The sequence below is a fragment of the Ruegeria sp. BB1 genome, from assembly GCF_056539465.1.
Genome location: NZ_JBQFVB010000014.1, coordinates 28383 through 53718, shown reverse-complemented (window position 1 = coordinate 53718; position 25336 = coordinate 28383). Strand labels below are relative to the sequence as shown.

Annotated in this window: 14 protein-coding genes and 1 tRNA gene; 9 read left to right on the top strand and 6 right to left on the bottom strand. The window is 53.0% G+C overall.

Features of this window, described 5'->3' with window-relative positions; translation table 11 throughout:
- Nucleotides 1–73 precede the first annotated feature (73 nt).
- From gltB to ACR0AL_RS20460, 3 genes are read right to left on the bottom strand one after another with little or no spacing between them, the layout of a single operon-like run.
- Nucleotides 74–4606 carry a glutamate synthase large subunit gene (gene gltB, locus ACR0AL_RS20470; protein ID WP_480664470.1) on the bottom strand — a complete coding sequence of 1511 codons (4533 nt, stop codon included), beginning with the start codon at nt 4604–4606 and terminating at the stop codon, nt 74–76.
- Entirely contained in the window at nt 4603–5037 is a 435-nt protein-coding gene (locus ACR0AL_RS20465) for a GFA family protein (protein WP_170376655.1), read from the bottom strand. Before ACR0AL_RS20465 ends, gltB begins: the two co-directional genes overlap by 4 nt.
- 29 nt (nt 5038–5066) lie before the next feature.
- Nucleotides 5067–6500 (bottom strand): NAD(P)-dependent oxidoreductase, encoded by a 1434-nt coding sequence (locus tag ACR0AL_RS20460; protein WP_480664469.1) that lies wholly within the window; start codon nt 6498–6500, stop codon nt 5067–5069.
- A 229-nt stretch (nt 6501–6729) separates the two neighbouring features.
- Between ACR0AL_RS20460 and ACR0AL_RS20455 the strand changes: the two genes are divergently transcribed.
- Nucleotides 6730–7533: an undecaprenyl-diphosphate phosphatase gene (locus ACR0AL_RS20455; protein ID WP_170349488.1), complete on the top strand. Its 804-nt coding sequence runs from the start codon at nt 6730–6732 to the stop codon at nt 7531–7533.
- Here ACR0AL_RS20455 and ACR0AL_RS20450 read toward each other — a convergent pair whose 3' ends face one another.
- Nucleotides 7534–8517, bottom strand: a complete 984-nt coding sequence (locus ACR0AL_RS20450; protein WP_170349489.1) for a complex I NDUFA9 subunit family protein — start codon at nt 8515–8517, stop codon at nt 7534–7536.
- A gap of 199 nt (nt 8518–8716) precedes the next feature.
- Here ACR0AL_RS20450 and ACR0AL_RS20445 point away from each other — a divergent pair.
- Nucleotides 8717–8803, top strand: a tRNA-Leu gene (locus ACR0AL_RS20445).
- Nucleotides 8804–9690: 887 nt separating this feature from the next.
- On the opposite strand, the gene ACR0AL_RS20440 is transcribed toward ACR0AL_RS20445, so the two are convergent.
- Nucleotides 9691–9882 carry a hypothetical protein gene (locus ACR0AL_RS20440; RefSeq protein WP_480664467.1) on the bottom strand — a complete coding sequence of 64 codons (192 nt, stop codon included), beginning with the start codon at nt 9880–9882 and terminating at the stop codon, nt 9691–9693.
- A gap of 234 nt (nt 9883–10116) precedes the next feature.
- A complete protein-coding gene (locus ACR0AL_RS20435; protein ID WP_480664465.1) occupies nt 10117–10545 on the bottom strand; it encodes a hypothetical protein in 429 nt (142 codons plus the stop codon).
- A gap of 1185 nt (nt 10546–11730) precedes the next feature.
- Here ACR0AL_RS20435 and ACR0AL_RS20430 point away from each other — a divergent pair.
- The 7 genes from ACR0AL_RS20430 (at nt 11731) to ACR0AL_RS20400 (ending at nt 24457) form a co-directional block, all read left to right on the top strand.
- Complete coding sequence (locus ACR0AL_RS20430; RefSeq protein ID WP_480664463.1) at nt 11731–13368, top strand: hypothetical protein; 1638 nt, start codon at nt 11731–11733, stop codon at nt 13366–13368.
- 157 nt (nt 13369–13525) lie between these two features.
- Nucleotides 13526–14725 (top strand): AAA family ATPase, encoded by a 1200-nt coding sequence (locus ACR0AL_RS20425; RefSeq protein WP_480664461.1) that lies wholly within the window; start codon nt 13526–13528, stop codon nt 14723–14725.
- Between the two features lie 267 nt (nt 14726–14992).
- Nucleotides 14993–15412, top strand: a complete 420-nt coding sequence (locus tag ACR0AL_RS20420; RefSeq protein ID WP_480664459.1) for a helix-turn-helix domain-containing protein — start codon at nt 14993–14995, stop codon at nt 15410–15412.
- Between the two features lie 94 nt (nt 15413–15506).
- The gene (locus ACR0AL_RS20415; protein WP_480664457.1) at nt 15507–18785 is read left to right on the top strand and encodes a helicase-related protein; all 3279 of its coding nucleotides are present in this window, start codon (nt 15507–15509) and stop codon (nt 18783–18785) included.
- Entirely contained in the window at nt 18786–19460 is a 675-nt protein-coding gene (locus ACR0AL_RS20410) for a DUF4391 domain-containing protein (RefSeq protein ID WP_480664455.1), read from the top strand.
- Between the two features lie 10 nt (nt 19461–19470).
- The gene (locus tag ACR0AL_RS20405; RefSeq protein ID WP_480664453.1) at nt 19471–21405 is read left to right on the top strand and encodes a site-specific DNA-methyltransferase; all 1935 of its coding nucleotides are present in this window, start codon (nt 19471–19473) and stop codon (nt 21403–21405) included.
- A gap of 10 nt (nt 21406–21415) precedes the next feature.
- Nucleotides 21416–24457, top strand: coding sequence for a type III restriction-modification system endonuclease (locus ACR0AL_RS20400; RefSeq protein ID WP_480664451.1), 3042 nt, complete (start codon nt 21416–21418; stop codon nt 24455–24457).
- The last annotated feature ends 879 nt before the right edge of the window (nt 24458–25336 follow it).

Below are 25336 nucleotides of genomic sequence, written 5' to 3'. Positions count from 1 at the left end.
GTCGGAATAGAGGTATAAGAAAACCCGCGCTGCCAATTGGCGCGCGGGTTTGGGTCTGGTCTGTTGCAACCTGTTATTCAGCCGGAACAGCCGTTGCTTCGGTGGTCAGAGGGTGGCTGAGCTTGTTCAGCATCTCTTTTGGGCAAACCTGCAAGAAGTTGGCCTTTTCAACATCCCAATGCTGCAGAATGTCGGCGGCCTTGCGGCTGAAGGTTTCGGCCTGATGGGATTCGATCAGCGATTTCAGCTGATCTTCCCAATGGTCGACGGTCACCGGGCAGGTCACCAGCGTTTCCATGTTCATCAGCGCCTGCGCCTTGCCTTCCGGGTCGTACAGATAGGCCATACCGCCGGTCATGCCCGCGCCAAAGTTGGCACCAATATCACCCAGGATCACCGCGATTCCGCCGGTCATGTATTCACACCCGTTCGAACCGCAGCCCTCGATCACAACCTTCGCGCCCGAGTTGCGCACCGCGAATCGCTCGCCCGCGCGACCTGCGGCAAACAGGTGGCCATCGGTGGCGCCGTACAGGACGGTGTTGCCGATGATGGTGTTGTCATCCGCCTTCAGCGGGCTGACCTGTGGCGGACGCACGACGATGGTACCACCCGACAAACCCTTGCCGACATAGTCATTGGCGTCACCCGACACTTCCAGCTTCAGACCGGGTGCTGCAAAAGCCCCCAGCGACTGACCAGCCGAGCCCTGCAGTTTGACGTGCAGGTGATCGGACTGGAACGTGTTCCGCATGCCAAAGTTCTGCACGATATGGCTCGAGACGCGGGTGCCCACAGTCCGGTGCGTGTTCTGCACCGCATAGGACAGCTGCATTTTCTCGCCGTCTTTCAGGAACCGCGCGGCATCCCGCACGATTTCAGCGTCCAGCGTATCCGGCACCGCGTTACGGTCCTTGTCGCGGTTGTAGACGATATCATGCGCGCCATCGACGGTGATCAGCAGCGGGTTGAGGTCGAGATCGTCCAGATGCGCCGATCCACGGCTGACCTGCGCCAACAGGTCGGCCCGGCCGATGATTTCATCAATCGAACGCGCGCCGAGGCTGGCCAGAAGCTCGCGTACTTCCTGCGCATAGAAGGTGATCAGGTTCACCACCTTGTCTGCGTTGCCGGTGAATTTGGCGCGCAGGTCCTCGTCCTGCGTACAGACACCGACGGGGCAGGTGTTCGACTGGCACTGACGCACCATGATACAGCCCATCGCGATCAGGGCGGCAGTGCCGATGCCGTATTCTTCGGCCCCCATCATCGCAGCCATGACGATATCGCGACCGGTCCGCAGACCACCATCGGTCCGCAGGGTGACACGGTCACGCAGGTTATTCATTGCCAGAACTTGATGCGCCTCGGTCAGGCCCATCTCCCACGGCAAACCGGCATATTTGATCGACGTCGCGGGCGACGCACCTGTACCACCGTTGTGGCCCGAGATCAGGATCACATCCGCCTTGGCCTTGGCCACACCGGCGGCAATCGTGCCAACGCCCGAAGACGCCACCAGTTTCACCGTCACCTTGCAGCGCGGGTTGATCTGTTTCAGATCATAGATCAGCTGCGCCAGATCCTCGATCGAGTAGATATCGTGGTGCGGCGGCGGCGAGATCAGCGTCACGCCCTTGGTCGAATGGCGCAGACGCGCGATCAGGTCGGTGACCTTCATGCCCGGCAGCTGACCACCCTCACCCGGTTTCGCACCTTGGGCGACCTTGATCTCCAGCTCTTCACATTGATTTAGGTACTCGGCGGTTACACCGAACCGGCCCGACGCCACCTGTTTGATCTTGGCTGACGGATTGTCGCCATTGGGTTCCGGTACGAAATGGGCCGGATCTTCACCACCCTCGCCCGAGTCGGATTTCGCACCGATCCGGTTCATCGCCACGTTTAGCGTCTTGTGCGCCTCGGGGCTGAGTGCACCCAGCGACATGCCCGGCGTGACAAAGCGTTTGCGAATCGAGGTGATCGATTCCACCTCTTCGATCGGCACCGGTTTGCCCATGGGTTTGAAATCCATCAGGTCGCGCAGATGGATCGGCGGGTTCGACTGCATCTTGGCCGAATACTGCTTCCACAATTCATATGAGGCCCTATTACAGGCCATCTGCATCATATGCATCGAGGTTGCTTCCCACGCGTGAGTCTCACCCGACTTGCGTGCTTTGTAGAAACCGCCGATGGGCAGCACATCCAGACCGCTGTCCCAGCCCTTGGCGTGAATTTCTTCGGCTTTGACGCGGATGCCGTGAATCCCGATGCCCGAGATACGGCTGATCATGCCTGGGAAATACTCGGCCACCATGGCGCGGCTCAGACCCACGGCTTCGAAATTCAGTCCGCCGCGGTAAGAGGAGACAACCGAGATACCCATCTTGGCCATGATCTTGAGAAGACCCTGATCAATTGCCTCGCGATAGCGGGCTACATTTTCCGTCAGCGAGCCATCCAGCAGGCCACGTTCAATGCGGTCGGCCAGCGAATCCTCGGCCAGGTAGGCGTTCACAACCGTCGCGCCACAGCCAATCAACACGGCAAAATAGTGCGGGTCGATACATTCCGCCGACCGCACGTTGAGCGAGCTGAAGGTCCGCAGACCCTGACGTGTCAGATGGCTGTGTACCGCGCTTGTTGCCAGGATCATCGGCATCGCCACTTTGTCCGGCCCGGAATACTGATCGGTCAGCACCAGATGCCCTGCACCAGAACGCACGGCCTCTTCCGCTTCGGCTCTAATACGGATCAAAGCGCGGTCCAGCGCGCCCTCACCGGGTTCAAAGCTGCAATCGATCTCAGCCAGCGGCGCGTTGAAGTTTTCGGCCAGAATTTCCCACTGAGCGTTGCCGACAAAAGGGCTTTCCAGAACGATGATCTCGGTCTGGCTACTGTCCTCGTCCAGCACGTTCTTGAGGTTCCCGAACCGCGTCTTCAACGACATCACGCGGTATTCGCGCAAGCTGTCGATGGGCGGGTTGGTCACCTGGCTGAAATTCTGCCGGAAGAAATGGCTCAGCGGACGGTACTGCTTTGACAGCACAGCCGAAGGCGTGTCATCCCCCATCGAGGCCAAAGCCTCTTTGCCGTCCTCGGCCATGGGTGCAAGGATCTGCTCAAGTTCTTCGATCGAATATCCAGCCGCGATCTGACGCTTGCGCAGTTCCTCACCCCTAAACAAGGGCTGTTCGGTTACACTGCCCAGCGTAGTGTCCAGATCGTTGATTTTGCCGACCCAGTCGCCGAACGGCAGGGCGCGCGCCAGCTTGTCCTTGATTTGCTTGTCACGGAACAGCTTGCCCTTCTTCATATCCACAGCCAGCATCTGCCCCGGACCCAGCGCGCCTTTTTCGGTCACAGTGGCCTCATCAATCGGCACCATACCAGCCTCAGAGCCCGCAATCACCAGACCATCGCCCGTCACCACATAGCGCATCGGGCGCAACCCGTTCCGGTCCAGACCGGCACAGACCCAGCGGCCATCGGTCATCGCCAGCGCGGCGGGACCGTCCCACGGCTCCATCACCGAGTTGCAGTAGGAATACATGTCACGCCAGGCCTGCGGCAGTTCCACCGCCTGCTTGGACCAACTTTCCGGCACCAGCATGGTTTTCGCCATCGGGGCCGAGCGGCCCGCGCGCACCAGAACCTCGAAAACCGAGTCTAATGCGGCCGAATCCGACGATCCACCCGCGATGATCGGCTTGATGTCTTCGGCATAGTCGCCAAAGGTGCCACTGGCCATGCGGATCTCATGACTTTTCATCCAGTTGACGTTGCCCTTCAGGGTGTTGATTTCACCATTATGGGCCAGCATCCGGAACGGTTGCGCCAACCACCATTGCGGGAAGGTGTTGGTCGAATAGCGCTGGTGATAGATCGCAAAGGCGGATTCGAACCGCTCATCCATCAGGTCGGGGTAGAAAACCGCGACCTGTTCAGCCAGCATCATGCCTTTATAGATGATCGAGCGGCAGCTCAGCGACGCCAGATACAGGTCCGAAATCCCGGAAGCGGCGGCAGCTTTTTCAATACGGCGACGGATGACGTACAGCTCACGCTCGAACGTCTCTTCATCTACACCTTTCGAGTTCGAGATCAGGATCTGTTCGATCTCGGGCCGGGTCGCGTTGGCCTTTTCACCCAAGCAGGTCACATCGACCGGCACGTGACGCCAGCCGTAGATGTAATATCCCATGCGCAGAACTTCGGTTTCTACGATGGTCCGGCACTGTTCCTGCGCGCCGAAATCGGTACGAGGCAGAAACACCTGACCGACAGCGATCAACTGGTCCAGATTGGGCTCATGACCTGTGCGGCGGATCTGGTCATAGAAAAAACGAACCGGGATCTGCACGTGGATGCCCGCACCATCGCCGGTCTTGCCATCAGCATCCACGGCGCCGCGGTGCCAGATCGCTTTCAGCGCATCAATACCGGCGTCGACAACCTTGCGTGATGCTTTGCCGTCAACGGATACAACAAGACCCACGCCACAGGAAGAATGCTCTTCTTCCTCGGAATAGAGACCGTTTTTTGCCATCCATTCACGTTTGGCTTCTTCGGCCCGTACCCAATCGGCATCATATTTGGTCATTGGCTGTCTCCTTCTTCCGAGGGGGCAAACATCGCCTCGACCTCGGCTTTGGTCATTTGCTTGCGCTCACCTGCGAACGCATACCCTTTGGGCTTTTTGTCGATAAAAAGTTCCAGTTGCAGTCCGTGGCCCGTGTCTTCGAACAGGCCCGCTGCTATTTCTGTGTGTCCGTGCATGTCGCCGGGCGCGGTGACCCGGTACCACAAGGCCGAGCCGCATTCGGCGCAAAAGGCGCGTTCGGCCCAATCGGACGAGGCGAAGGTCTTAACCGGTCCCAAGGCGGCATACCCCTCTTCGGCTTGAAAACTCACCAGCATTGAACTGGTCCAGCGGCGGCACTGGTCGCAATGACAGGCACCCAGCGCATCCTTCGCCGGGGTGGCGGTGACGGTGACCGCACCGCACATGCATTGGCCTTGCAGTTCAGGCATTCCTGACCCTCCTGTCGCTGGGCTGGGTGTTACTCGGCTGCGACGGCAGCCTTGCTGTTAAACCTGTCGATGATCGCATCGGCACAGTCGCGGCCGTCACGGATCGCCCAGACCACCAGCGAGGCGCCACGCACGATGTCACCAATGGCATAGACACCGTCCATCTCGGTTTCGCCGGTTTGGAACGCGGCCTTAACGGTGCCCCATCGGGTCAAGGGCAGGTCGGGCTGACCAAACAGCGTAGGCAGGTCTTCGGGCTCAAAGCCCAGCGCCTTGATGACCAGATCGGCCTCTTCGACATAGTCCGCGCCTTCGATGACCTCGGGGGCTTGGCGGCCAGTGGCATCTGGCTGACCCAGACGCATCTTTTGCACCATCACGCCGGAAACCTTGTCATCGCCGGTGAACCCTTTGGGGGCGCTCAGCCATTCAAAGATCACGCCTTCTTCCTCGGCATTCTGCGTTTCACGCTGCGATCCCGGCATGTTTGCCCGGTCACGGCGGTACAGGCATTTGACCGATGTCGCCCCTTGCCGGACCGAGGTGCGTACGCAGTCCATCGCGGTATCGCCGCCACCAATCACAACAACTTTTTTACCGTTGGCATTCAGTCGGCCATTGTCGAAATCCTCGACCGCGTCACCAAAGCTTTTGCGATTCGAAGCGGTCAGGAAATCAATGGCAATTTCGATACCATTCAGGCCACTGCCTGGCATAGACAGATCACGGGATTTATAGACCCCGGTTGCGATGATCACGGCATCATGCTTGGCGCGAATGTCGTCGAATTTGGCGGCGTCCACGTCGCAGTTCAGCTCGAACTTGACCCCGCCATCAGCCAGCAAGTCGTTGCGACGCTGAACAATGTCCTTTTCCAGCTTGAAGCCTGGAATACCGTACATCAACAGGCCCCCGGCACGGTCGTGACGATCATAGACAGTGACCTGAATGCCAGCCCGGCGCAGCATGTCCGCAGCCGCCAACCCTCCGGGCCCACCACCTATGATACCGACGCTTTCGCTGCGTTCGGCTCCAGGTGCCACGGGGGTCACCCAGCCTTTGTCCCAAGCGGTGTCCGTGATGTACTTCTCAATCGTTCCGATGGTAACCGTGCCGTGACCTGATTGTTCGATCACACAATTGCCTTCACAAAGACGATCCTGCGGGCAAATGCGGCCGCAGATTTCCGGGAAGGTATTGGTGGCCTGGCTGGTCTGATACGCCTCCTCCAGACGGCCCGTGGCGGTCAGGCGCAGCCAATCGGGGATGTTGTTGTGCAGCGGGCAATGCGACTGACAATAGGGAACACCGCATTGGCTGCAGCGACTAGCCTGTTCTTCCGCCTTAGCTGCGGCGTATTCAGCATAGATTTCGTCAAAGTCTTCTTTGCGGTCATTGGCGGCACGCTTTTCAGGCATGACGCGGTCGATCTGCACAAATTTCAGCATCGGTTGCTTGGCCACGGGTCAGACTCCATGAATTGGCTTGGTCGCGCCTGTTTAAGAGATACCTTACCGGATTAAAAGTCAATTGTGCTGACCTAAATTGAAAAAATACACGGCGTCAGGAAAAGTAATTGGAAAATGTCATCATTTTTAGTTCCGCTTCGGACCTTTTTACGTGCTTTCCTTTTCGGCACCGCACTTATACCCATTTCCCCTAACAATACGCGGCGGCAGCACGGCAGGTTAAATGAGTCTATTTCAGTTGATTCTCGCGGCGATTATTCAGGGAATAACCGAGTTCTTGCCGATCTCTTCCTCGGGTCACCTGATCCTGCTGCCCAGCTTGACCGGTATGGAAGATCAGGGGCTGGCCATCGACGTCGCCGTGCATGTCGGCACGTTGGGCGCGGTTATCCTGTATTTCTGGTCCGATGTGAAACAGGCCGCTGCCGGCCTGCCACGCGCCCTGACCGGGCAGATCGACACCCCGCAAGCACGGCTGGCGATGAGCCTGATCATCGCAACGATTCCCACGGTCATTGTCGGTGCCATTTTGTTCACAACCGGGCTCAGCCAGTCCCTCCGCTCGATGGCGGTGATTGGCTGGACCATGCTGGGTTTCGGATTGTTGCTGTATTGGATGGACCAAAAGGGGCCCCAAACCAAGAAAACCAACGATTGGGGCCCGCGCGATGCGGTCATCATGGGTTTGTGGCAGGTTCTGGCGTTGATCCCCGGCACCTCGCGGTCAGGCATCACCATCACCGGCGCGCGGCAGCTGGGCTATAGCCGCGAAGACGGCGCGCGGATCGCGATGCTGATGTCGATCCCGACGATTCTGGCCTCGGGCGTATTACTGTCGACACAGGTGATCCGCGAGGCTGATGCCCAACTGGCTAAGGACGGTGCCATAGCCGCTTTTTTTGCCTTTATCTCGGCCTTATTGGCGCTGTCCCTGATGATGCGCCTGCTGCGCAGCGTCAGCTTTACGCCTTATGTAATATATCGCGTGATTCTTGGGGCAATCCTGCTGGTGATTGCCTATAGCTGATCAGGTACGCAGGTTGTCTGCCGATTTCTGGATCTCATCATACTGGCCCGAGGGACGGAACTTCCACAGGTAGTCCGGCAAGATGGATTCCAAAGTAGCCGGTTCGATCCCCAAGTCGCCAAAGCCTTTGGCATCGCCCGACACCACATTGTCCCGGCGCAGATTCGTCAGCTGATCGCGCGTCAGAATGTGGTTGGGAAACAGCTGAAAACTGACAAATTTGGCTATATCCAGCACACCCGCCATGATCCGGGCGGCCCAAAACGGCACACCAACAATCACCCGGCGGCGGTGAATCACCCCCAGCATCTGCTGCATCAGCGCGCGGAAGGATTTCACCTCGGGGCCGCCCAGCTCATAAGTGCCACCCTCGGCCTGCCCCAGAACGCCCTGCACGGCGGCTTTGGCGACATCATCCACATAGACCGGCTGGAACTTGGTCTCTGCGCCGACCAAGGGCAGGAACGGCCCCATCCGGGTCATCCCGGCAAAGCGGTTAAAGAACTGGTCCTCGGTTCCGAAAATAACCGACGGGCGCAAGATCACAGCGTTCGGCATATGCGCCAGCACACCGGCCTCGCCCTGTGCTTTGGTGCGGGAATACTCGCTTTTGGCCGTGGCATCCGCGCCGATGGCCGAGATATGCACCATCCGCGCAACACCCTGTTCGGCAGCGATGCGCGCGATCCGCTCAGCCCCTTCGGCCTGTACCGCGTCAAATTCGTTCTTACCCAGCTCGTTCAGCACACCCACGCAGTTCACCACCGCATCGGCCCCATGCATCACGGCAGCAACCGACGCATCATCGCGGATGTTGCACAAAATGGGTTCAACCTGACCAACCACGCCATAAGGTTTGACGAACATCGCCTCATTCGGGCGCCGCACTGCGACCCGCACACGCCATCCTTCATTTGCCATACGCCGGGCGATATACCGACCGACAAATCCCGATCCGCCATAAATCGTGACCAGTTTGGACATGCGAGGGCTCCTGCTGATTGGTCTTGATCCGATCTACCGCCCAAAGCACCGGCAAACAAGGCGCAATAACGCCGCGCGTCCGCGAAAACCCCGGCAATTTCCCAAGCGTTTCGGAGGTGGGTCAAAAAACTTGTGAAAATCTTCCCGAATCTGGTTGACGCCCTCCGTCAGTAGGCTTAAACGCCGCTCCACGACACCTGCCCAGGTGGCGGAATTGGTAGACGCGCTAGCTTCAGGTGCTAGTGTCCGTATGGACGTGGAGGTTCGAGTCCTCTCCTGGGCACCAAAATCCTCAAACAAATCATCACTATCTTATTGATTTTGTGAGTTTTATTTTGGATTTTGACCGCTTCCGCCCAGCAAGTTGTATCACATTTTGTATCACATTTGCGACTTCTGGCGTGTTACCCTGTCGCCACAACGCAAGCAGAAATTTCCTTCTAGACAAAACTCAGAATCGAAGCGCCGATGGGCGGAGTACTCCAACCCCACTCCCTACATTTTTGGTGAGAAACACCCACTGAAAGCCTGAATGCTTGGACTTCCACATAGAAGAACGCCGCCAACAATATGTCGGCGGCATTCAGGAAGTCGGTGAGTTAACGGGAAACTTTGGCGGTAAGTTAGTTCACGCTCGCGATAGCCCGGATTCTGGACATCGTATCTAGGCCTTGACGCCGTTCATCAATTTCATGCTCCAATCTTTCGAAAATCGGAATGTAAAATTCGCCATCTGATCGAGCTTGAATAGCCTTTGCTATGTAAATCTTGTAGTTCTCTAAATCTTTTATCGAAACCTGCATGGGCTGTGCCTCTGTTGTTGTCGTGCCCAGCTTCTATCTTTTTCGGGTTTATCAAATGTTAAGGAATTTGTGCTCATGGCTCTTGGCAAGGCTTGCGAAGTACCATCAGCAGCCGACGACCCATCCGGTGCCTTCGTAAAGAAACCACGCTTGAATGGCGCTGTCTTCCTTTGTTGCGAACAGACGCCAGCAACGAAAAATCGGACCTATTTAGATTGAAGGCGCCTACTTGTTGAGGTTTCGAAGAGCGCTTTGGTTGTTGGCATACTGGTTCATGTTGCCGGTGTTTCTGCCGAAGTTTTGAATGCTAAACTCCGTACACCTTCTACGTACCGGCGGAAACCAATGTTCCTAGGTTAAGCGAAACGGTTCAGCCTAAATCTTTGCCCTTCGAAGCCTCCAAGCCCAACTGCACAAGCTTTCGGATTGCCTTGGACCTAGCTCGGATGCGATTTTTGAAACTCCAATCATCAATCGCATCGATTTCAGCCTGCGGCACGTAGATGTGTAATCGAACCGTCTTCTCTTCGTTCTCTTTGGCAGTTTCTACCACATCAGACATGTGTTGCTCCTTTTTGCCCACTTTGTGTCATTTGGGCCATTGACACAAGTCGATTATTTTGGCACAAAAAGCACACTTGTCACACGGAGGAATGACCATGCTGTCATTGATCAGAGAAGTTTATCACCAAGCTCACGTCGCGGCCGTTATCGTGCACGTAGTGTTGGTGTTTGGTGAAGTCTACCACATCATTCCCCACATCTAATTTGAGGGAAAAATGCGATCCACATTCTTCTATATACGTTTAGCACTCTGACCTTCGTAAGCTGGCAGCCTCAAGCGTTTACGCTTGTTCTCTAGCTTCACTTCCTGGCTTGCTCTTTCGTCCATAACCACGATTTCAATCCATTTCTTTCCACTAATGTCCTTCTGCAACCACGCCCAAATCTCCAGCCCTGGACCCATGCGACTCACTAGATGTGGATTTCCGTTCTGACCTGACGCTTCGCATTCTATGAGCACAAATTCCGACTTGGTTGAGACTCCTGACCTCCGAGTGCGCAGTTCGAGATAAAGTCCTGCCGGCACATCATAGTTGTATGCGACTTCTGCTATCGCGACGGCTTTGCTCCCCGAGACGTTGAGGATCCCCATCCATCCCATGCCACTCGGTGTGTCGATGTTCTTCTGCTTGTAGAGGCGGCTCCGCCCAATCTCCTTCATGCTCCTGCTCCCTAGTGATCGAAGAAGCAGATTTGCCTAGGCATGCAATCTTCAAATCCAATTTTGGGAATTTGTGGATTGCATCGGCTTCCACACTTTCTCCTCGAGCACCGCCAGCAAGATGTGTCGCTAGCAAAGCCAACATTCCGGCGGGCTCATGGAAAGGGTCAAACTATGGTAGCCACAGCCACTCAAACCGAACAGATAGGATTGCGTGTTGATGCGAGCCTTAAGAAGTTGCTCGAAGAAGAAGCTGAACGCAGAGGCGTCTCACCAACGTCATGTGTAAGGGAACTACTCGCTTGGTCTCTCGGATATGAACACTCCGTACCAGCGTCTCCTTCACCAAGAAGACAACCAAGGAAAGTGCCTTCCTTTGAAGTCCAGCAAGCTGTCGAGGCTTTGCACGCAATCCAAGACATCGGATTCAAATTGGAGTGCCTGAATAGCATCCTAAGAACAGCTGCGGGCCAAAATCGTGCCATCAAGCATCCATCCCGGTCATTACACAATTTGTCTGAGGACTTAGCCGCCATTCGCTCCGGAATCCTGCGGAGCGAAAAATGATAGTCAAGACTAAGCGAATACCGTGCACCCGGGCCGAACGCATTGCTCAGTACTTCGACGGTCAGGGAAGCAACGAGCGAACGGAATGGCTCCGCGGACATTCCGATGCATTGAGGTTAATGTGCGAGTCCTCAAAAATTGCCGGCCGCGTATTCGGTGTGCGCCATGTCATGGTCGCTCCTCAAGTGAATATGTCCCGTCGCGACCTGCGGCTTGTTCTTGATGAGTACTGCCGAGAATACAACGTCCCCGCTTCGTCGAGACGTATCATTAGTATTGTCGAACATCAGAAGCCCCGCAGATCGGCTGGCAGTACTTCTCTACACTGGCACATAGCTCTGCCTGAGGTCGATACCAACCTGCGCACACTCGAAAGCGGATTCACAAAATTTAGAGATGAGAAGATCGCCAGAGTTTGCGAGTTGCGCTTGGGCCATCCACGTGTAGTCGGGAAGTTCGACCGGCAAGTTTACTACTGGTTAAAGAAACAACGGACGGAACTCCTCCTGCCCGTTGTACCCGCCCAGATTAATCCTGGTGAAACCGGCCTCACTCACACTCCGTAGCCGGCTGGCTCCTGCTCTTGTCGCTTGAGCCAAAAATTATGGAGCGTGTGCAATGATGAAAAATTTGAATCCAACAAGGGCGAATTCAGACGGGGTTGATTGTTCTTCCGCTGACAATGGGCACCATTCTGACAACGACGATCTCAGCCAAAAACTGATCCACCCTAAGCTTGCTTCCATCGGCAAGGAGTCGATCTGCAAAAGTGGCACGAAGTTTGGCCGGGGAAGCCGCGAGTATCGAAAAATGAGCTACATGGTGGCTTCTTTCGCAAAGGAAGTTGGAATCAACTTGCTCCGAAAGGGCGGCGGGACAAGCATGTTGTTGCTCCCAATGCCTCCCGGTGAATTCGCCGCGACCAACGAGAAATTCGCCTATTGCAACAATCGAAACTTACCGAGCACATATCTAGCTCAAACGAGGGAAACAGCGGACTATCTCACATGCTACGCCAATGAAGCATACAAGGAGGGGTCTTCTTTTTTCTCGATCACAGTGCCGGTAGCGGCTGAGCGCCGTCATTCAGAAGATCTTTCCAGCTCTATCACCTCGGCATGGAAACACCTGGAACAACTAGAAGACTTCCTGGATGCGACCGCTGGATACGTGCCCCAGGTTCTCTTCGCTCAGCTCGAAACACCATACGATCCCGAAAGTCTGAGCTTCTTCCTTCATTTCCACATGATTATCGAAACTGACGGATCAGAAGAAGCTGAGAGAGCATTAACCAAAGGCCTCAAGCACTATAGAGAATATCTGGGTGTTGGGTCGGTCAGCACGAGTTGCGAGCGGATACTTCAGAAGTCATTTGCGGCGACCGTGTTTTACTGCGCGAAACCCTCGACCACCGCTTTTGAAATCGCTCAAGCCGGGCACAAGGAGGTGTTCAAGGCGTACATCGAAGGCCCGTCAAAGAAGCATCACAGACGCTCTCAGGGCGACTATCAGGTTTACAAAGTTGCTGCGACTTCTGAGGGTCTGAAACCACAGAAGGTACTCCAAGACGATGGCAGTTGGGTGTTGGAGCTACGGGCCAAGGAAGAGGGAAAGGGGAAGCTAGCTGAGAAGGCAGCTCCGAAGAACCCTGGGCCTGAAGTCCAGGACCGACAAAATGATGCTGTCGCTTCTCACTCCGCGAGAACAGGGAGGCCGGCCGAAGAGAACGGCTCTGACGCCCAAGCAAGTGAAGAACCCCAAAACGGGAGCCCTGACGAAACAGCAAGCGATTTGGGTGAAGGCACCCAACTTCGTGAAAACATCTTTTGCGGTGTCGTAGATCCAGTACCAATTCCTGGGAACAGACTTGCCAGCTACGCTGTGTTCAGAAACTTCGACTCACAGAGCTTTAGTTCGGATGACAAGGGCTTTGCCAGTTATGAGGTCGCGAACGAGGAAGCTCGACGTGCCTGGGAAAGCAACACTGGCAAACCATACTCGTTGAAGGAATTCTTGCGACCGCTCGCGCTTGAGCTCATCGAAGCCGCCGAGGCACAGGGTAATGTACCATATTACACAATTTCCTTTAGCCCTCTCATTAAGCGGGTTTTGGAGGAGTTGAAGGAAGAAATTCTGAAAGAGCGAAACACTAGGAAACATGACGCACTAAAGAGTACTGCTCTCCTGGCTTGGGAGCGGATCACCTCAAAACTTCATGGGTTCTGGCGTAGGCTTGGCATGCATTTATTCTGTTAATCAAATGGCGCACCGGGTCACTTCCCAGCGGAAATCAACAGTCAGCCAGATCCATGCTCTCATACCTATATTGGGTAGGTCGACCGGCTACCCGAATTCGCAATACTTGAAGTTAAACTCGCTGATCTATTGAATCTTGGTTAGCTGATTAATATCGTTGGATCATGACCAGAACCGAGACCTGTATTCATTTGATATGAGCAGCAGATTTGCTGATCGAAGTCTATTGAATGCAGAAGGCGAAGTTCTGGAGAAATCTCCCTCAGTCTCTCTTCTGCGACGCTTTTCCAAGGGTGTTCGCATGCCAAAAACTGTTCCACTGCTGACCAATCTAAAATTGTTTGAAACAGATGATGAAGACGTTGAAAGACGGCTGCGCAGACATCTTGAAGACGTGAGGCTTGCCAAATACCCGGAAGACGATTTGGAGGCCAAAAGGCGTTTGGGTTGGGAGGATATCGAAAAGATCCGCCGGCGCTCAAACAAGATCATCGAAGCACGTAGCAAGTATTCCCAGGGGCGTCACCTTTCGAGAGCTGACAGGAAGATGTTGAAGCCGGTTACTGGGGGCGTTGTCGTGGGCGGCCCCTCGACGGAACATCAGGTCGATGAGATCGCGGCCCAACTGTATGCTGAGATGCCTTGGATGAAGCAGGTCATCAATGAGTTGTGGTTGGACATGCGTCACAATGCGGTTGAACATTGCGCAGGGCTGAAATTGAGGCCGACGATGCTGGTCGGTGGCGCCGGCCTTGGGAAAACCCATCTTGTTCGACGTATCGGACAGCTAACCAGACTGCCTGTGGCCCACATTGATGGGGGAGCAGGGTCGGAGGGGTTTCCTGTGGCTGGCCTGTCCCGCGGATGGGGTGGGGCTGAATGTGGGCGACCCTTGAAAACCATCTTGGAAACCAAAATTGCCAACCCTATTGTAATTGTTGACGAAGTTGACAAGGCGGGAACAGCTGTAAGCACAAGCGGTCATAGTACATCCATGCATGCAGCGCTGCTTGGTCTGCTAGAGCCTGTATCCGCAGTCGATTGGCATTGCCCATACCTTCAAACTGGGTTTGATATGAGCCGGATCAACTGGTTGCTTACGGCAAATGACCTCGACCTCCTTCCTACGCTATTGCGATCCCGTCTTCGCACTATTCAGGTCGAGCCGCCAAGTGAGACTGAATTGACGGTATTCGTTGAAAGAGAGGTCGCAAGGCGCTCACTTTCTGAAGATTGCGTCGATCAGATCCTAGCCGTCGTTCGAGATCCTAGATGGCGAAAGGCTGGCAACGTCCGTTTGGTAGTGAGGCTGCTTGATGAAATGCAGAGGTTTGAGACATTGCCGCTCAAGCACTAGATTGCAACACATGTCCGGCGTCTCAATCTCCAAATAACCTTACCCCGTAGTGTCATCTAATTCCCGGTCGGTGCAACATTGAGCCGCTGAGCGAACTTCGGCCCAGAAATCTTGTTGGTGGCCAGATAATCATCCAGCGTCAAAATGCCCATCATGAATATTATGCGTGATTTGAAGGTCCGTAAAGTTGTGCACTTGCCTAATTGCACTTCAATCTCATTGCACTTCGTGCATTATTGACGAAGCACAGATGTTCTGGGGGTTTTGGTGCTTCACGACGATCTCAAAAAAGCGAGGCTGGATGCGGGCCTGACAACTGCCCAGGCCGCTGAGAAGCTTGGTATCAACCAAAGCTCGTTGAGCCGCATAGAGACCGGCGATACTGCCGTGTCCTCGCAGCGACTGATTGACTTGGCACGGCTTTATGGGGTGTCACCATCCAAGCTTCTGGATGGGGCTGTTGTTAATGCACTTGCCGAGGAAGACTTGCACCGTCTGGGTCAGGTCATCACTTTCGTTGAAGATGTCCTTCAGGGCCAAGAAACCCGGCCATCACCAGAAACCATACGCGATACCATTCTGGCGATCTTTCGTCAGGAATCTGAAGCCGCATGGGAAACCGGAGCCGAATTCAATCCGGCACGATACCGCGACCTCATAAGTATTTTGACCAAGAGAGATTTATGATGAACGAAGACGTAGCGTTCGTCAGAACGCAGTTCTCCAAGGTGATGACTCTTTGCCTGGTCAGCCAACAGTCGAATCTTGCTGGAGGTGACAAATGAAGATCATCGACAACTCCTCCACACTTTTGGGCGATGAGTTGCGTGGAAACTTGGGGCCTGGGTCTCGCCTGAAGATCGCTGCATCGTGTTTTTCGATTTATGCGTTTGAAGCCTTGAAAGCCGAACTGTCGAAAGTTGAGGCTGTTCAATTCGTCTTCACCACACCAACATTTGTGCCGAGCGAAGTGACGGACAAAATCCGCAAGGAACGCAGAGAGTTCTTTATTCCCAAAGAGACAGGTGAAAACACCGTCTACGGAACAGAGTTTGAAATCCAACTGCGGAACAAACTAAACCAACGTGCAATTGCACGGGAATGTGCCGACTGGATCAGACAGAAGGCGACGTTCAAGTCCAACACGACCAAAGCAGAAATGCAGCAATTCATTCATGTTGGAACGGATAACGCTGCAACCTCCTATATGCCGATCAGCGGCTTTACAGCACCTGACCTTGGATACCAGCAAGGCAACACTGTCTCGAACTTTGTCACAGAATTCGATGAACCCGCTCACACGAACATGTATTTACAATTGTTCAACGAGATCTGGAGCGACGCCGAAAAGGTTCGCGACGTTACAAGTTCGATCTGTGATTACATCGAGTCTGTCTATCAGGAAAACTCCCCCGAACGAATTTACTTCCTGATGCTCTACAACATCTTCAGCGACTTTCTTGATGAAGTTGATGAGGACGTGCTTCCAAATGACTTAACTGGGTACAAGGACAGTTTGGTTTGGAACAAACTGTTTAATTATCAACGCGACGCTGCCACAGGCATCATTAACAAGCTGGAAACGCATAATGGGTGTATCCTGGCGGACAGCGTTGGTCTTGGAAAAACCTTTACCGCTCTGGCGGTGGTCAAATACTACGAACTTCGAAACCGAGCGGTCTTGGTTCTGTGTCCTAAAAAGCTTGCTGACAACTGGCGTAACTACAACACGAACCTGAAGACCAATCTCTTCGCCAAAGATCGTTTCAACTACGATGTGCTTTGCCACACTGACTTGTCTCGTACATCAGGCGAGAGTTTTGGAATTCCCCTCAATCGAGTCAACTGGGGCAACTACGATCTTGTTGTGATCGATGAGAGCCACAACTTCCGTAACAACGATGTCTACAAGGATCGCGAAACGCGATACCAACGTTTGATGAACATGGTTGTCAAAGACGGTGTGAAGACCAAGGTTCTCATGCTGTCGGCGACACCCGTGAACAACCGGTTCACTGATCTACGCAACCAATTGGCTCTCGCATATGAGGGGCAATCTGAAACTCTGAGCGAGAACCTAAAGACCAAGAACAGCGTTGAAGAAATCTTCAAGAGGGCTCAACGTGCCTTCAACAATTGGGCTGACCTTCCGCCAGAAGATAGAACTGCTGCGTCTATCCTGAAGTCGCTGGATTTTGACTTCTTTGAGCTTTTGGATGCTGTCACAATCGCCCGCTCCCGAAAGCACATCACCACATTCTATGACACCAAGGATATTGGTCAGTTCCCAACACGCCTGAAGCCGAAGTCCTTTCACTGTCCCATTACAGACCGTGACGATGTGATGGGTTTGAATGATATCTTCACTCAGTTGTCTGTGCTCAAACTCGCTGTTTACGCTCCTATCAGTTACATCCTGCCGAGCCGCATGGCCAAGTATGAGGAAAGGTACGACACTTCGGTGGAAGGCGGTCGTGGCAAGCTTCGCCAACTTGACCGCGAACGCAGCCTTCAGGCTCTGATGACCACCAATTTGCTCAAGCGTCTTGAAAGCTCGGTCGAAGCGTTCCGTCTCACTCTCAAGGCTCTGGCGGGCAACATAAATCGGACACTAATAGCTATCGATGACTTCGAGGAGACCGGCGGTGCTGGTGAACTTACTGACCCTATGGTGGATGTTGAAATCATCGATGCAGATGATGATGACCTGAACGGGTTTGATGAGTTTACCGTCGGCAAAAAGGTCAAAATCAGCTTAGGCGACATGGACCTACCGTCGTGGAAGCACGACCTTCAAGCCGACAAGTTTTTGATCGATGAGCTAATCGTCTCCATGGAAAAAGTTGCACCAGAGGACGACACCAAGCTCCAGCATCTCAAACAACTGATCGAAGAAAAACTCGACAACCCTCTTAATCCTGGCAACAAAAAGGTAATCGTATTCACGGCTTTCGCCGACACTGCGAACTACCTGTTCAAGAACATCGCTCCGGCCATATTAAAGGATCGAGGCTTGCACACTGGACGGGTCACGGGATCAGACGGCCCCAAAACAACTCTCCCCAAGAGTTACGACTTCCAGTCTGTTCTGACGCTGTTCTCTCCGCGTTCGAAAGAAAAGTCACTAATCATGCCGGACGATCCGTCGGAGCTTGATGTTCTGATCGGGACGGACTGTATCTCTGAAGGGCAGAACCTTCAGGATTGTGACTTCCTTATCAACTACGATATTCACTGGAACCCAGTAAGGGTAATCCAACGATTTGGTCGGATCGACCGAATTGGTTCGCCAAACTCCCAAATCCAACTTGTGAACTACTGGCCGGATATCTCTCTAGACCAGTACATCAACCTGAAAGAACGGGTTGAGAACCGGATGATCATTACGGACATCACAGCGACCGGTGACGACAACGTTCTCACCGCCAAAAGCACAGACATCGCCTACCGCAAGGACCAACTCAAGCGGCTACAGGACGAAGTCATTGAACTTGAAGATGTCAAAACGGGCGTGTCGATCACCGACCTTGGTCTGAATGACTTCCGCATGGATTTGCTGAACTACATTAAAGAGAACGGTGATCTGGCACGAGTGCCCAACGGGATGCATGCGGTTATCCCTGCTCGTCCTGACCTTGGTTTGCAGCCGGGCGTGATCTTCGCTCTTCGCAACATCCACGACACGGTGAACGTCAACCAACAGAACCGACTGCATCCATATTATCTGACATACATCGGCAACGACGGTGAGATCATTGCCGATCATACAGAGGTGAAACGCCTTCTCGACCTCATCCGCTCAAGCTGCAAGGGACACAACGAACCCATTCAGGCGGTTTGTAAGTTGTTCAACGACACGACCAACGACGGGCGAAACATGGATGCTTACTCGGAACTTCTGAGTGAGGCGATCAGGTCGATGATCGAAGTGAAGGAAGAGAAGGACATCGACAGTCTGTTCTCTGGGGGAAAGACTTCTGCCCTTGTTCACACCATCGCTGGTCTCGACGACTTTGAACTTATCGCATTCCTCGTCGTCCAAGATGTGGGGGAAGAGTAGATGCTGTTTGCCTACCCCCAAGCCGCCAAATTCGGCAGGGTGATACCCAAGAACAAAATCTACGAGCATGCAGACGCTAGGGCAGCCCTGAAGGAGCGGTTCGTGGCTGAGGTGGATCAGATCACCTGGGCCTACAAACTTGCCCCAGAGACGGTCAATTTGGGCGGCTCTGAGGCTGTTCCAGAGATACAGGTCTTCCAGGTCAAGCAACGCGGGGACTCGCTCAGCGAGGAGGTGCTTCGTGCGATGGATAGAGCCATTCCCTTCCCCATCCTCTTTGAGGTTGTGTCAGTAGCTAAACGCCGAACAGTTGCGGCCTTCAAACGGCCCAATGAGGGTGGGAGATCGAAATGGGTAGTCAGCGAATACTTCTGGGCGGACTGGCAGGAGGAAGGTGCAGAGCGGGCGTCACTTCCCGTCGCTCTCGATCTGCCGGGGCTTTACGAAAAAATCCTGACCGCCCTCATGCCGGTCTCTCCGCAAAAAGAAGAAGACATCCAGGCCCGCGTTGAACGCGTTGAAGCAATCCGGGCCAAGGAGAAAGAAGTCGTCAGGATCAAGACGAGACTGGCGAAAGAAAAGCAATTCAACCGCAGGGTCGAGATCAACAAGACCCTGCGAACCGCACAACAAGAACTGGCCGCGATGCAATCAAGCGCGGCTACAGAGGTTTGAGAGAAAGACAATGGATAAACTGAAGATGCATAGCCCTGATGTTACTCAAGAAAACATCGCAAAAATTAGAGAGTTGTTTCCAGGATGTGTAACCGAGGCAAGCGATGAGCGAGGAAATCTCACATTTGCGGTGGACTTTGATCAGCTACGGCAGGAACTATCAGACAGCATGGTAGAGGGGCCACAGGAACGCTATCACCTAAACTGGCCGGGTAAGCGCGAGGCGCTGATGACTGCCAACGCTCCCATCGCTAAAACCATGCGGCCAGCACTGGAGGATAGTGTAAACTTTGACACCACCCAGAACCTGTTTATCGAAGGCGACAACCTAGAGGCACTCAAGCTCCTGCAAGAGACATATCTGGGCAAGGTCAAAATGATCTACATCGACCCGCCGTATAACACGGGTAATGACTTTGTTTACAACGATGATTTCGCTGAAAACTCCGCAGATTTTTTGGAACGTTCGAACCAAAAGAGCGGCGATGGCACTCGGTTAGTAGCTAATAGTGCCGCGAACGGTCGTTTCCATTCTGACTGGCTCACGATGATGTTCGCCAGACTAAAGTTAGCAAAGAACCTACTTACGGAAAATGGTGCCGTTTTTGTAAGTATCGACGATAATGAAGCCGACAGTCTCATAAAGATAGGACGAGAGGTATTTGGGGACGAGAATTTTGTTGCGCAATTGGCTGTTCAACTCAACCCTAGAGGGAGGCATCTCGATAGATTTATTGCCAACACGCATGAATCTGTAGTGGTGTTCGTTCGTGACGGTCTAAACTCAGACTGTATTGGCGGCTTAGAAAAAGAAGGCCGCATGGCAGATGAATACAACAGAAATGACGATGGCGGACCCTACAGGTTACTGGGACTAAGAAACAGGAATCAGTCGTTTAATCCTACTACTCGACCTAATTTGTATTACCCACTTTACGTGCGTCCCTCGAACGGCGCGGTTTCCTTGAGCAAAAGTGATGAGTTCTCTGATGAAGTGTGGCCTGATACTCCAGATGGCACCAAAACCTGCTGGACTTGGGGACGAGAGAAAGTCACCAAGGAAGGCAATCTGCTTTTGGCTGAAAAGACAGGAAGCGAATGGCGTATTTTCCGGAAAGACTATCTGAATAAAGACGGTAAAGTCTCAAAGACTATGGCAAAGTCGCTTTGGATCGACAAAGAGATAACCAACGACTACGGTCGATCTTCCGTGAAGGAGTTGTTTGGAAAAGCCGTAATGGATTTTCCAAAATCTCCTGCTCTACTTGAGCGCCTCATCAAGATCGGCTCGAACGAGGATGATATTGTCCTCGACTTTTTCGCAGGCTCTTCTTCTACAGCACACGCAGTCTTGGCCTCCAATGCTCGTGAAGGAGCACACCGAAAATTCATAATGGTCCAGTTGCCTGAAACTACTGCTGAAGGCTCAATCGCGAGACAAGAGGGCTACAAGACAATTTCCGAGCTTTCGAAAGAACGCATCCGCCGTGCCGGTAAGAAAGTCGTTGATGGGGAGTGTCACCCCGATTGGAACAAGGATATCGGTTTTCGCGTGCTAAAGATCGACAGTTCCAATATGGCCGATGTGTATTATTCGCCAGATCAAACCAACCAAGCCGACTTACTAGATGCGGTGTCAAACATTAAACCTAATCGCACAGCCGAGGACTTACTTTTTCAGGTGTTGATTGACTGGGGTGTTGATCTAACGCTACCAATTTCTTCTGAATCAATCCTAGGCAAGCAAGTATTTTTCGTCGATGACAACGCATTGGTTGCCTGCTTCGACACCGGCGTAACCGAGGAACTGGTTACCGAATTGGCCAAGCGTGAACCGCTTCGCATTGTGTTCCGTGACAATGGCTTCGACAGTGACTCCATTAAAATCAATGTCGAGCAAATCTTCAAACAGCTTTCGCCGATGACCGACGTGAAAGCGATTTGAGGGACCTGCCATGAAACTCAAATTCAAAACCCAAGCATATCAAACGGCGGCGGTTGACGCCGTGGTCGATTGTTATGCAGGTCAGCCCCGCAATGATGGTGTCAGCTACAGGATCGACCCAGGTCGCGCTAGACAAGCCAGCTTGGACGCTGATGGCTTCAAGAACGCCGATCTTGCCATCTCAAAATCTCAGGTCTTGGAGAACATACAGAAGGTCCAGCGTAGCCAGAACCTGCCGATATCGGACAAACTGATCACCAGTGCCAAATGCGACTTCAACCTCGACATCGAGATGGAGACAGGCACCGGCAAAACCTATTGCTACATCAAGACGATCTTTGAGATGAACAAGCGATACGGCTGGTCGAAGTTTATCATCATGGTGCCCAGCATTGCGATCCGTGAAGGCGTACAGAAGTCGCTCCAGATAACAGCAGACCACTTTGCCGAGGGGTATCACAAGAAGGCCCGGTTCTTCACGTACAACTCCAAACGGCTGCACGAGCTAGAAAGCTTCTCCAGCGATGCAGGTATCAATGTCATGGTGATCAACACTCAGGCATTCGCAGCACGTGGTAAGGATCAAAGGCGTATCTACATGGAATTGGACGACTTCCAGTCCCGACGCCCAATCGATGTGATCTCGCGCAACCGCCCCATCTTGATCCTGGATGAGCCACAGAAGATGGAGGGTAAAGCCACAATGAAGGCATTGGAGGAATTCCATCCTCTGATGATTCTTCGCTACTCCGCAACGCATAAGACGCAGCACAACAAGGTGCATCGCCTGGACGCTTTGGACGCCTTCAACCAGAAGCTAGTAAAGAAGATTTCCGTGCGGGGCATCAAGACCAGAGGACTGGCTGGTACGGCCCCGTATATGTACCTGGAAGGCATCGAGGTTTCCAAGAAGGCCCCCATCGCTCGGCTTGAAATGGAAGTGAAGTTGAAGAGCGGCGAGATCAAACGCCAACTCAAACGTCTCGACTTTGGCACCAACCTTCTCGATGCGTCAGGTGGGCTACAAGCCTACAACGGCTACACAATCTCACAGATTGACGCCAACAAAGATGTTGTCGAATTCTCGAATGGTGAGGACATCAATGCCGGTGAGGCCACAAAGGATATCACCGAAGACCACAAACGACGGATTCAGATCAGAGAGACAATTCGTTCCCATTTTGAAAAAGAACAAACCTTATTCGATCAAGGCATTAAGGTTTTATCTCTGTTCTTTATCGATAAGGTAGTGAAGTACCGAGACTATGACGATCCCGAAAACATGGGAGAATACGCTCGTATCTTTGAAGAAGAATACAATCTGGTGCGTGAAGAATACTTGGAAACGCTGCCTCTGGAGCATCATAGCTATCGTGAGTTCTTGGGCCGGGATACTGTGCGAACCGTTCACGATGGCTACTTCTCAATCGACAAAGCGAAGAGATTGATCGACCCGCTGAAAATTCAAACACGCGGGGAACTGAAGGATCAATCAGAAGACAAAGAAGCCTACGATCTTATTCTTCGAAACAAAGAGCGGCTGCTTTCACAATCAGAACCTGTGCGATTTATCTTTTCGCATTCCGCTTTGAGTGAGGGCTGGGACAATCCAAATGTTTTTACCATGTGCATGCTAAAGCAAAGCGATAGCACCACAAAACGTAGGCAAGAAGTAGGCCGTGGCCTTCGGCTTAGCGTGGACCAAACTGGCGAACGTATGGACAACCCAGCCATCGTGCATGACATCAATGTTCTCACCGTTGTGGCCAGCGAAAGCTACAAAGATTTCGTGACAAACCTTCAGAAGGAAATCTCCGACGCATTGTCGGCTCGTCCGAAGAAGGCCAACGAAGAGTACTTCAAGGGGAAGGTTCTGAAGACTGCCGATGGAGAAGTAACCGTCACGCCTGGTATGGCCTCTCAAATCGAGTTCTACTTGATACAGAATGGCTATGTAGATCATCAACGGCAGATCGTTGAAAAGTACCATACTGCAAAGTCGGAAGAGGCTTTGGCTGAGCTTCCAGAAGACCTGAAGGCCATTGCTCCTCAAGTGATTGAGCTTATCGACAGCGTGTTCAGCGAGGCGGCTCTTTCAGGGATCGTTAACAACGGGCGAAATACCAAAGAAAACCGGCTCAACGACAACTTCAAAAAGAAGCAGTTTCAGGAGCTATGGTCGCGCATCAATCGAAAGGCGGTCTACAAGGTCGATTTTGACAGCGACGAGTTGGTGAGAAAATGCGTTCAGGCCATCGACAGCCAGCTAAATGTCACGCCGCTTCAATACATCGTTGAAACCGGCGGTCAGACGGGTGCAATGACCCAGGAAAACATTCAGGCGGGCCAAAGCTTCAAGACGACAAAGAGTCGGACAGAGAGTTCTAAATCAGCACTGTCCAGCGTGAAGTACGACCTGCTGCATGAAGTGTCTGAAGGTACGCAATTAACGCGGAAGACTATTGCGAACATCTTCCATCAGATCGAGCCAAATGTGTTTAAGCAGTTCCAGCAGAACCCGGAGCAATTCATCTCTGAGGCTTCCCGTCTGATCAAAGAACAAAAGGCTACAGCTATTGTCGAACGACTTTCTTACAATGCCGTGGATGAACGCTACGACACCGATATCTTCACAGCGGCTCAGACCGGAAACGATTTCTCCAAAGCAACTGATAAACTGAAGAAGCACGTGTATGACTACGCGATTGTGGACAGCAATGTTGAACGGGAATTTGTTGCGGGACTGGATGCAAGCTCAGAAGTTACCGTTTACTCGAAGCTACCTCGCGGCTTTTTGATCCCAACGCCTGTCGGCGACTATAACCCAGATTGGGCAATCTCTTTTGAAGAAGGGGCGGTAAAGCACATCTATTTTGTCGCGGAGACTAAGGGCAGCATGTCCAAGATGGCGTTGCGGCCCGTGGAAGAAACCAAAATCGAGTGTGCCCGGAAGTTCTTTCAAGAAATCACAGCCGCAGGTGACCCTGATAGGGTTCGGTACGATGTCGTAGACAGCTACGACAAGCTTATGGACCTAGTGACGCAGCAATAGGCTGCGTCATTCATCTACTGACTAGCTTGTCTTGCAGGCTTGTCGGCGTCGATCTAACGACGGACCGGCGTGAAGCCTGCCGGATGTGCGCAACTGAGCTGCGCCCCGTTGTCGGACAGGTTTCGGCGTAAGTTAAGCTACTCGGCGCTCCTGCTGGTCGGTTTGCGATGGACGTTGCCATCCAGGTGGCACATGCCTAGGTTGCTCAAAAAATTACAGGCCCTGCATGACAATAAGAAAAATTCCAGTCGCTTATCTTTCGCGGCGTTTATCACTGAAGGGGGCCTAAAATTGGCTCCAGCAGGAACAAACTCGACCTCAAGAACGTATTGGGATCCATTTTACGTTGACGGAACACACTACCCTCTGTCGCATCTGGAACCTTTCGAGTTCTTCTGCGCAACACCCGATGGCTTTGATCGAAAAGTGCGAGTTATCTACACACCGCACGTGTTTACAAAGGATGTCTCCAAAGCAGATCAATCGGATAGCGTCATTTTTGACGACAGAGTCTTTGACCAAGACAGATATAACGAGAGCTTCAAGTTGCACTCGATAATTTCCAACCTTCCAAGCTCTCATGTTTTCCAAACCTGGGAGAAACGAAACTACGTATTCCTGGCCTTTGAAGTCCCAAACCCAACTGAAAGATATCATATCTTTTTTGAAGTCAAAAAAGCTGGTGGGAAGCGGAACAAGCACATCGAGATGCGTGTCGAAAGCGCTTATAGAAAATTGACGTCGAGCTATACGCCTCCCTCGAAGCCAAACTCAATTCGTTTCTCAATGCTCGTCCAGAACATCTTCTACGGACGTCCAATCAAGTTTGCTGTAAGGTAGAAATTTTTAGGGCGGCCCGCAGACCGCCCTGAGATCCGG

What these genes read in the sequence shown, in the direction of transcription:
- ACR0AL_RS20415 (WP_480664457.1), top strand. Translation starts at nt 15,507, where the DNA reads ATGAAGATCATCGACAACTCCTCCACACTTTTGGGCGATGAGTTGCGT.
- ACR0AL_RS20450 (WP_170349489.1), bottom strand. Translation starts at nt 8,517, where the DNA reads ATGTCCAAACTGGTCACGATTTATGGCGGATCGGGATTTGTCGGTCGG.
- ACR0AL_RS20465 (WP_170376655.1), bottom strand. Translation starts at nt 5,037, where the DNA reads ATGCCTGAACTGCAAGGCCAATGCATGTGCGGTGCGGTCACCGTCACC.
- ACR0AL_RS20440 (WP_480664467.1), bottom strand. Translation starts at nt 9,882, where the DNA reads ATGTCTGATGTGGTAGAAACTGCCAAAGAGAACGAAGAGAAGACGGTT.
- gltB (WP_480664470.1), bottom strand. Translation starts at nt 4,606, where the DNA reads ATGACCAAATATGATGCCGATTGGGTACGGGCCGAAGAAGCCAAACGT.
- ACR0AL_RS20410 (WP_480664455.1), top strand. Translation starts at nt 18,786, where the DNA reads ATGCTGTTTGCCTACCCCCAAGCCGCCAAATTCGGCAGGGTGATACCC.
- ACR0AL_RS20405 (WP_480664453.1), top strand. Translation starts at nt 19,471, where the DNA reads ATGGATAAACTGAAGATGCATAGCCCTGATGTTACTCAAGAAAACATC.
- ACR0AL_RS20430 (WP_480664463.1), top strand. Translation starts at nt 11,731, where the DNA reads ATGATGAAAAATTTGAATCCAACAAGGGCGAATTCAGACGGGGTTGAT.
- ACR0AL_RS20400 (WP_480664451.1), top strand. Translation starts at nt 21,416, where the DNA reads ATGAAACTCAAATTCAAAACCCAAGCATATCAAACGGCGGCGGTTGAC.
- ACR0AL_RS20435 (WP_480664465.1), bottom strand. Translation starts at nt 10,545, where the DNA reads ATGAAGGAGATTGGGCGGAGCCGCCTCTACAAGCAGAAGAACATCGAC.
- ACR0AL_RS20455 (WP_170349488.1), top strand. Translation starts at nt 6,730, where the DNA reads ATGAGTCTATTTCAGTTGATTCTCGCGGCGATTATTCAGGGAATAACC.